The sequence below is a fragment of the Rhodobacter maritimus genome, from assembly GCF_058747975.1.
In genome coordinates this window covers 3,500,074-3,506,974 of the sequence record NZ_CM179095.1, presented here as the reverse complement: position 1 = coordinate 3,506,974, position 6,901 = coordinate 3,500,074, and the positions used below count along the sequence as shown (strand labels likewise).

The following is a 6,901-nucleotide window of genomic DNA, read 5'->3' as shown; positions in this document are numbered from 1 at the left end:
TTTCTTGTCCATTCGACTACACACGCCCATCCGCGCCCCTCCCCCTGGATGCAACACAAGGCATGCAAGCCGGACCGAGCAGCCGGTCAGCGCCTGAAATGCCGTCATGCTGCAAGAGGACAACAGAACAGAGCCCGTCAGAAACTGACCGGTCCCCGATCCGCGGCACCGGCAAGCGCCGATATCCGAAATCGCATCTTTCGCCGGGCCAGCCGACTGTTACAGGCGTCGTGCCGGGCTTTCGCCCGATGCGGCAGCGGAAAGATGCGTCCATGTCCCCAGGGCGACGTGAATCGCATGCAGACGCTAGCAAGCCATCCGCAGAGGACGCAACCGAACTTCGCGCTTGACGCGGATTTCGTCCTTACGAATCTGTGACGCCTGTGTGAAAGCGCAACACAATCCGTTAAGTTAATGATTTATTTAGAAAATATGATTTGATCGCCATTCCGGAACAATCCCCCGCAGGGAAAGGATTGTCCCCGGACCGCACATGCAAAAGGGCGCACCGGAACCGGCCCGCCCTTGAAAAGTTTTCTCGTTTGCCACCCTTATCAGGCAGCGAGCGCCTTCACGCGCGACGCCAGGCGCGAGATCTTGCGCGAGACGGTGTTCTTGTGAAGAACGCCTTTGGTAACGCCACGGGCCAGTTCCGGCTGGGCGGCGCGCAGCGCGGCCAGAGCCGATTCAGCATTGCCCGAGGCAATCGCTTCTTCGACCTTGCGGATGAACGTGCGGATCCGGGAACGACGCGCCTTGTTGACGTCGTTGCGGCGCTCGTTCTGGCGTGCGCGCTTCTTGGATTGGGGCGTATTGGCCATGAGTCGCTTTCCGATTTCGGTATGGGTAATTCTGAAGTCGCGCTTCTATGCGCGACTCAGGTTCAAGTCAACTGTAGCTGCAAAGATTTTGCATTACTTGTCGCGGAACTGCGGCTCGCGCTTTTCGAGGAAGGCCGACATGCCTTCTTTCTGGTCCTCGGTCGAGAACAGCGCGTGGAACACGCGGCGCTCGAACAGCACGCCCTCGCTCAGCGTGGTCTCGTAGGCGCGGTTCACGGTTTCCTTGACGGCAAGGACCGAGAGCGCCGATTTCTCGGAGATCTTGCGCGCGGCGGCCATCGCCTCGGGGATCAGCTTCGCGGCCGGCACGACACGCGACACAAGGCCCGAACGCTCGGCCTCGGCGGCGTCCATGAAGCGCCCGGTCAGGTGCATGTCCATGGATTTCGACTTGCCCACGAAACGGGTCAGGCGCTGCGTCCCGCCGATTCCGGCCACCACGCCCAGGTTGATCTCGGGCTGGCCGAATTTCGCGGTATCCGAGCAGATGATAAAATCGCACATCATCGCCAGTTCGCAGCCACCGCCCAGGCAATAGCCCGACACCGCCGCGATGATCGGCTTGCGCGTGCCCGTTACGGCATCGGATTCGGCTCCGAAATAGTTTTCAAGGAACATGTCGACGAAGGTCTTTTCCGACATTTCCTTGATATCAGCCCCGGCGGCGAACGCCTTTTCCGAGCCGGTAATGACGATGCAGCGCACCTTTTCGTTCTTGTCCGCCGCCTTGAGCGCGTCACCCAACTCTTGCAGAAGCTGGGAGTTCAGGGCGTTCAGCGCTTCGGGACGGTTCAGGCGGATCAACGCGACGTAGTCTTCGATCTCGACGATCAGGGTCTGGTAGGCCATCTGGCTTTGCCTTTCCTTCTGTGCGCGGCGACTCCTATCAGGACGTGCCCGATTATCAAGTCATCTCTGACAGGCGGGGCAGTAGTAACTTGACCGGCCCGATTGCACGATCCGGCGGATCGTCGCGCCGCATTGCGCGCAGGCCTCGTCCTCGCGGTCGTAAACGCGGAAGGCATGCTGGAAATAGCCCAGCTCTCCGTCCGCCTGGCGGTGATCGCGCAGCGACGATCCGCCCGCCGCGATCGCCTCGGACAGAACGTCGCGGATGATCGGCACCAGCCCCGCGATCCGGCGCGCGGCGATGCGTCCGGCCTGACGGCGCGGGTCGATGCCCGCGCGGTAAAGCACCTCGCAGACATAGATGTTGCCCAGCCCCGCCACCACCCGCTGATCGAGCAGCGCCGCCTTGATCGGCGTTGCGCGCCCCTTCAGCCGCGCCACCAGATAATCTTCGTGAAAATCGTTGCCGAAGGGTTCCGGCCCAAGGTCGCGCAGCAGCCAATAGGCCTCTTCGCGGTCGGTGCGCACAAGGTCCATCGCCCCGAAGCGGCGCGCATCGTTGAAGGTAACGCGCGCGCCGCCCTCCATGTGCAGCACGACATGATCGTGCTTTTGCGGCAACGGATGATCCAGGTGAAATTCGCCGATCGCCACGCCCGAGACCAGCATCCGCCCCGACATCCCCAGATGGATGAGAAGGCTTTCCCCGTTGTCGAGATCGGCCAGGATATATTTCGAGCGCCGCCGCAACCGGCGCACAAGCGCACCTTCCAGCCGTTCGGCCATGCGTTCGGGCAGGGGCCAGCGCAGGTCGGGGCGGTTGATCTCGGCGCGCGCGATCCGGCGCCCCTCCATCGCCGGAAGAAGCCCGCGGCGCACGGTCTCGACCTCGGGCAGTTCCGGCATCTTCACTCCTGTCGCATTGTCATGGCCGAAAGGCCCCCTATAAGAAGGGGGACAACCGCAGATCGGCAAGGGCTCATGAGCACGGATCACAAAAGAACCACGCATTTCGGCTTTCAGACCGTGGACGAGGGCGAAAAGGCCGGCATGGTGCATGGCGTGTTTTCGCGCGTGGCCTCGAAATACGACATCATGAACGACCTCATGAGCATGGGGATCCACCGTGTCTGGAAAGACGCGATGATGGACTGGCTGGCGCCGCGGCCGGGGCAAAGGCTTCTGGATGTGGCGGGCGGCACGGGCGACGTGTCCTTCCGCTTCCTGAAGCGCGCGCCCCAAAGCACCGCCACGGTCTGCGACATGACCGAATCGATGCTGGTCGAGGGGCGCAAGCGTGCCGAGGCCGAGGATATGGCCGACCGGCTCGACTGGGTGGTGGGCGATGCGATGGCGCTGCCCTTCGCGGATAACAGCTTCGATGTCTACACGATCAGCTTCGGCATCCGGAACGTGACCCGCATCGAGGACGCCCTGCGCGAGGCGTTCCGCGTGCTGCGCCCCGGCGGGCGGCTGATGGTTCTGGAATTCAGCCAGATCCCCAACGATCTGCTGCAATGGCTCTATGACCGCTATTCCTTCAACGTGATCCCGGTGATGGGCCAGATCGTCGCCAATGACCGCGACAGCTATCAGTATCTGGTGGAATCGATCCGCAAGTTCCCGCCCCAGGAAACCTTCGCCGACATGATCCGCGCGGCGGGTTTCGGGCAGGTAAGCTACCGCAACCTGACCATGGGTATCGCCGCGCTGCATTCCGGCTGGAAGATCTGAGATGCGCGGACCGCACAACATCTGGCGGCTGATCCGCACCGGCGCGACCTTTGAACGCACGGGCGCGATGAATGTCGCGCTCGAGGCGATGGAGGTGCCCCCGCGGCTGCGTTTCGTCGCCCGCGTCATGGGCTGGCCGTTCAAGTGGCTGGGCTACAAGGGCGACCCCGCCCTGCCCCCGGTGACGCGCGCGATCACCGCACTTGGCCCCGCCTATATCAAGTTCGGGCAGGTCCTTTCCACGCGGCCCGACGTGGTGGGCGACGAGCTGGCCGACCAGCTGCGCGTGCTTCAGGACAAGCTGCCGCCCTTCCCGACCGAAACCGCCAAGGCCTCGGTCGAGGCCGAGATCGGCCGGCCCGTCGACACGCTGTTCTTCGAGTTCTCCGAGCCGGTCGCGGCCGCCTCGATCGCGCAGGTCCATTCCGCCCGCCGCGCCGACACCGGAGAGCGCGTTGCCGTCAAGGTCTTGCGTCCGGGGATCGAGCGTGCCTTCCGCAAGGATCTGGATGCGTTCCATTTCGCGGCGGCGATGATCGAGACGCTGTCGCCCGCCTCGCGCCGCTTGCGGCCCTCGGATGTGGTGGCCCATTTCGAGGGCGTCGTGATGGGAGAGCTGGACCTGAGGCTCGAGGCCTCGGCGGCCTCGCAATTCGCGGCGAATACCGAAAGGGACGCGGGCTTTGCGGTTCCGCGCCCGCACTGGCACCTGTCGGGGCGGCGCGTGATGACGCTTGGCTGGGCCGAGGGGGTGCCGCTTGGCGATGTCGCGGGCATCCGGGCGGCGGGCCTCGATCCGGTCGCCCTGTCCGAGCGCGTGTTGCAGCTGTTCCTGTCGCATGCGCTGCGGGACGGCTATTTCCATGCCGACATGCATCAGGGCAACCTGAAGGCCGCGCCCAATGGCGATATCCTTGCCTATGATTTCGGCATCATGGGCCAGATCGACGAATATACCCGCCGCGTCTATGCCGAGATCCTGATGGGGTTCATCCGCCGCGATTATCGCCGCGTGGCCGAGGTGCATTTCGAAGCGGGCTATGTGCCTGCCGACCGCGATGTCGAGGAGTTCGCCCTTGCCCTGCGCGCCGTGGGCGAGCCGATCTTCGGCATGGACGCCACCCATATCTCGATGGCGCGGCTGCTGTCCTACCTTTTCGAGGTGACCGAGCGTTTCGGCATGCAGACCCGGACCGAGCTGATCCTGCTGCAACGCACCATGGTCGTGGTCGAGGGCGTGGCGCGCAGCCTGAACCCCGCGATCAACATGTGGGAGGTCGCCAGACCCGTGGTCGAGACCTATATCCGCGAAAACCTCGGGCCACGCGCGGCGCTGCGCGATCTGGTGCGGACGGCGCAGGTTCTGGGACGGTTCGGCCCCCGCCTGCCCGCGCTGGTCGAAGCCGCGCTGGAGCATCAGACCGGCACGGCCCCGGCCGCCAGCCCCGCACCGCGCATCAACCCGCTTTGGGCCGCGCTGCTGGGCGCCGGGGTTCTGGCCGCGGGCGTCGTGATCGGGGCGCTGATCTAGCCCGGCTCGCGCAGCGCCTTCACGTCGCTTGCCGCGATGACCGCGCCGCCGCGCAGCACCAGAAGCATGCCCTCGGGGGTGTTCTGCGCCTCGGCGATGCGGGCATAGGCCTCGACCCCATCGGTGGCGATGCGGGCGCCCCCGGCATGGCTTTCCAGCGTGAAGGAATAATGCGCCCCGGCCAACCCATCGGCCGGGATCGCGGCGCCGCCGAATTCCAGAAGGCCCGATACCGGCGCAACCTCGTGGCGCAAGACCTCGTTTCCATTGGCATCCTGCACGACCAGAACCGCGCGATCGGCGCCCGCCGCCACTTCGGGCGCAAGCGTCAGCGGCGCGCCATCGTAATAGACCGGGCCAGAGACGCGCGCCTCTTTCCCCACCCAGCCGACCAGCTGCGACATGCCCATCTGCGCGGCAAGAGATTGCAAGAGGTCATTCGTCTTGACCTGCTGCTCCACCCCCGAAAACGTGGCCAGCTGCACCGCATAGTCCGAGCTTTCGATCGGGTTCAGCGGGTCCTGGTTCTGCATCTGCGTGGTCAGCATCTTCAGGAAGGTCTGAAAGTCAGAGCTGATTGCCGCACCCTTGCCTTGCGCGGCGGCGCTGCTTGTGCCGGCAATGCCGGCGGCGGTCACGGATTGAACCATCGTCTTCTCCTACAATCGCAGATCGAGACCGGCCGGAACGACCGGGGCGGGCATGGGGGGCATGCGTATCCGGACGGGTGTGCCGGGAAAGGAAGCCCCCTCATCCTGTGGCGGGGCGGGCGGGGCGGCATGGTCCTGCGGGTCCCGGCGCGGGGTGCCGAAGCTGATATCGACATGGGCAAAGCCAAGATCGCGCAGGTCGCGGCTGAGCACGTCGATATGCCGCCGCATGAGATCGAGCGTTTCGGGCCGGTCGACGACAAGGGAAACCGCAATCCCCTCGCCCTTCGGGCTGAAGGTCATGGCAACGCGGCCAAGCTCTTCGGGGCTGAGAAGCAGGGCCACCGCATTTTCCGGGCGCGTGGCGGCCATCTCGGCGATCTGGCGGCTGATCTGGGTGGCAAGGGCGGCGGGCGTGCCCGCCTGCCCCGCCGCCTGCTGCGTCCCGCCTTGTCCGGCTGGCGACAGGACGAACAGATCCGCCTTTGCGGTTTGCGCAGCCTCGGGTGCCTGCGGGTCCGTCGCGGCAATCTCGGCGCCGGGATATTTCCCGCGCCCGTTTGCCTTGCGCGCCTCGGCCAGCAAAGGGTCCCGGCCCGGCCCGTCGATGCCGGTCGGGGCTGTCTTGCCTGCCGGGGGCGATGCGCTGTCGGGCGGCCGCTGGTCCGGCGCGGCCTCCGCAATGGCCGCGCCTGCGCCATCGGGGATCGGCACAGGGCCGGCATCCCTCCGCGGCCTCTCGCCGGGGGCCGGAACCCCATCCGGCGCGCCATCCCCGCCCGCATCGTCCGGGGCACCGGGAACGGGTTCGTCCACGTCATTCTGCGCCGCCGCATGGCCATCCGCATCCGTGCCGACGGGCGCGGCCTCGCCCGCCTCACCCGTGACGCACTGCCCCTTCGACACATCCTCCGCGCCATGCGTTTCGGCACAAACCCCACCGGGCGCGGCAAGATCCCCAGCCGCAGGCCGGGGGACCTGTCCCAGCACGGGCACGGCCGGGGGGCAGAGCCCCGACAGATCTTCTGGTGCGCCATCCTCCTGCCGTTCCGAATCGGTCCTGTCGCGCGGCGGCGCCGAATCGAAGGCCGCTTCGCCCGCTGGCTCCGGCCGGGATCCAGACCCCGAACATGTTTCCGGCGCGGGCGCCGAGCGCGCCAGAAAGGCCCCAAAGCCGCTTTCCTGCAAGGGCGCATCCGCCGCGCCGCCCGCCCCGGATTGCGGCAAACCGCCCCCGGACAGGGGGGATGAGGAGACCCGCCGGTCAAGCGGCGCGAGATTGTCCATGGCTTTTC

At 66.0% G+C, this 6,901-nt stretch carries 7 protein-coding genes; 2 read left to right on the top strand and 5 right to left on the bottom strand.

Features of this window, described 5'->3' with window-relative positions; translation table 11 throughout:
• Nucleotides 1–554: 554 nt before the first annotated feature.
• The 3 genes from rpsT to mutM all read right to left on the bottom strand — a co-directional run bounded on the left by rpsT (nt 555) and on the right by mutM (nt 2,597).
• Complete coding sequence (rpsT, locus tag AC4PTO_RS17480) at nt 555–821, bottom strand: 30S ribosomal protein S20 (RefSeq protein WP_492730698.1); 267 nt, start codon at nt 819–821, stop codon at nt 555–557.
• 93 nt (nt 822–914) lie between these two features.
• Nucleotides 915–1,691, bottom strand: a complete 777-nt coding sequence (locus tag AC4PTO_RS17475; protein ID WP_492730696.1) for an enoyl-CoA hydratase — start codon at nt 1,689–1,691, stop codon at nt 915–917.
• A gap of 60 nt (nt 1,692–1,751) precedes the next feature.
• Nucleotides 1,752–2,597 carry a bifunctional DNA-formamidopyrimidine glycosylase/DNA-(apurinic or apyrimidinic site) lyase gene (gene mutM, locus AC4PTO_RS17470; RefSeq protein ID WP_492730695.1) on the bottom strand — a complete coding sequence of 282 codons (846 nt, stop codon included), beginning with the start codon at nt 2,595–2,597 and terminating at the stop codon, nt 1,752–1,754.
• 75 nt (nt 2,598–2,672) lie between these two features.
• On the opposite strand from mutM, the gene ubiE reads away from it, so the two are divergent.
• Both ubiE and ubiB read left to right on the top strand, forming a co-directional pair.
• Nucleotides 2,673–3,425, top strand: coding sequence for a bifunctional demethylmenaquinone methyltransferase/2-methoxy-6-polyprenyl-1,4-benzoquinol methylase UbiE (gene ubiE, locus AC4PTO_RS17465; RefSeq protein ID WP_492730693.1), 753 nt, complete (start codon nt 2,673–2,675; stop codon nt 3,423–3,425).
• Nucleotide 3,426: 1 nt separating this feature from the next.
• Nucleotides 3,427–4,956 (top strand): 2-polyprenylphenol 6-hydroxylase, encoded by a 1,530-nt coding sequence (ubiB, locus tag AC4PTO_RS17460; RefSeq protein WP_492730692.1) that lies wholly within the window; start codon nt 3,427–3,429, stop codon nt 4,954–4,956.
• Here ubiB and AC4PTO_RS17455 read toward each other — a convergent pair.
• Both AC4PTO_RS17455 and AC4PTO_RS17450 read right to left on the bottom strand, forming a co-directional pair.
• Nucleotides 4,953–5,606 carry a flagellar hook capping FlgD N-terminal domain-containing protein gene (locus tag AC4PTO_RS17455; protein WP_492730690.1) on the bottom strand — a complete coding sequence of 218 codons (654 nt, stop codon included), beginning with the start codon at nt 5,604–5,606 and terminating at the stop codon, nt 4,953–4,955. The genes ubiB and AC4PTO_RS17455 overlap by 4 nt on opposite strands.
• Before the next feature lie 9 nt (nt 5,607–5,615).
• Complete coding sequence (locus tag AC4PTO_RS17450) at nt 5,616–6,893, bottom strand: flagellar hook-length control protein FliK (protein WP_492730688.1); 1,278 nt, start codon at nt 6,891–6,893, stop codon at nt 5,616–5,618.
• Between the last annotated feature and the right edge of the window lie 8 nt (nt 6,894–6,901).

Coding starts and splice junctions, on each gene's coding strand:
- rpsT (WP_492730698.1), bottom strand. CDS start 821: ATGGCCAATACGCCCCAATCCAAGAAGCGCGCACGCCAGAACGAGCGC.
- AC4PTO_RS17475 (WP_492730696.1), bottom strand. CDS start 1,691: ATGGCCTACCAGACCCTGATCGTCGAGATCGAAGACTACGTCGCGTTG.
- mutM (WP_492730695.1), bottom strand. CDS start 2,597: ATGCCGGAACTGCCCGAGGTCGAGACCGTGCGCCGCGGGCTTCTTCCG.
- ubiE (WP_492730693.1), top strand. CDS start 2,673: ATGAGCACGGATCACAAAAGAACCACGCATTTCGGCTTTCAGACCGTG.
- ubiB (WP_492730692.1), top strand. CDS start 3,427: ATGCGCGGACCGCACAACATCTGGCGGCTGATCCGCACCGGCGCGACC.
- AC4PTO_RS17455 (WP_492730690.1), bottom strand. CDS start 5,606: ATGGTTCAATCCGTGACCGCCGCCGGCATTGCCGGCACAAGCAGCGCC.
- AC4PTO_RS17450 (WP_492730688.1), bottom strand. CDS start 6,893: ATGGACAATCTCGCGCCGCTTGACCGGCGGGTCTCCTCATCCCCCCTG.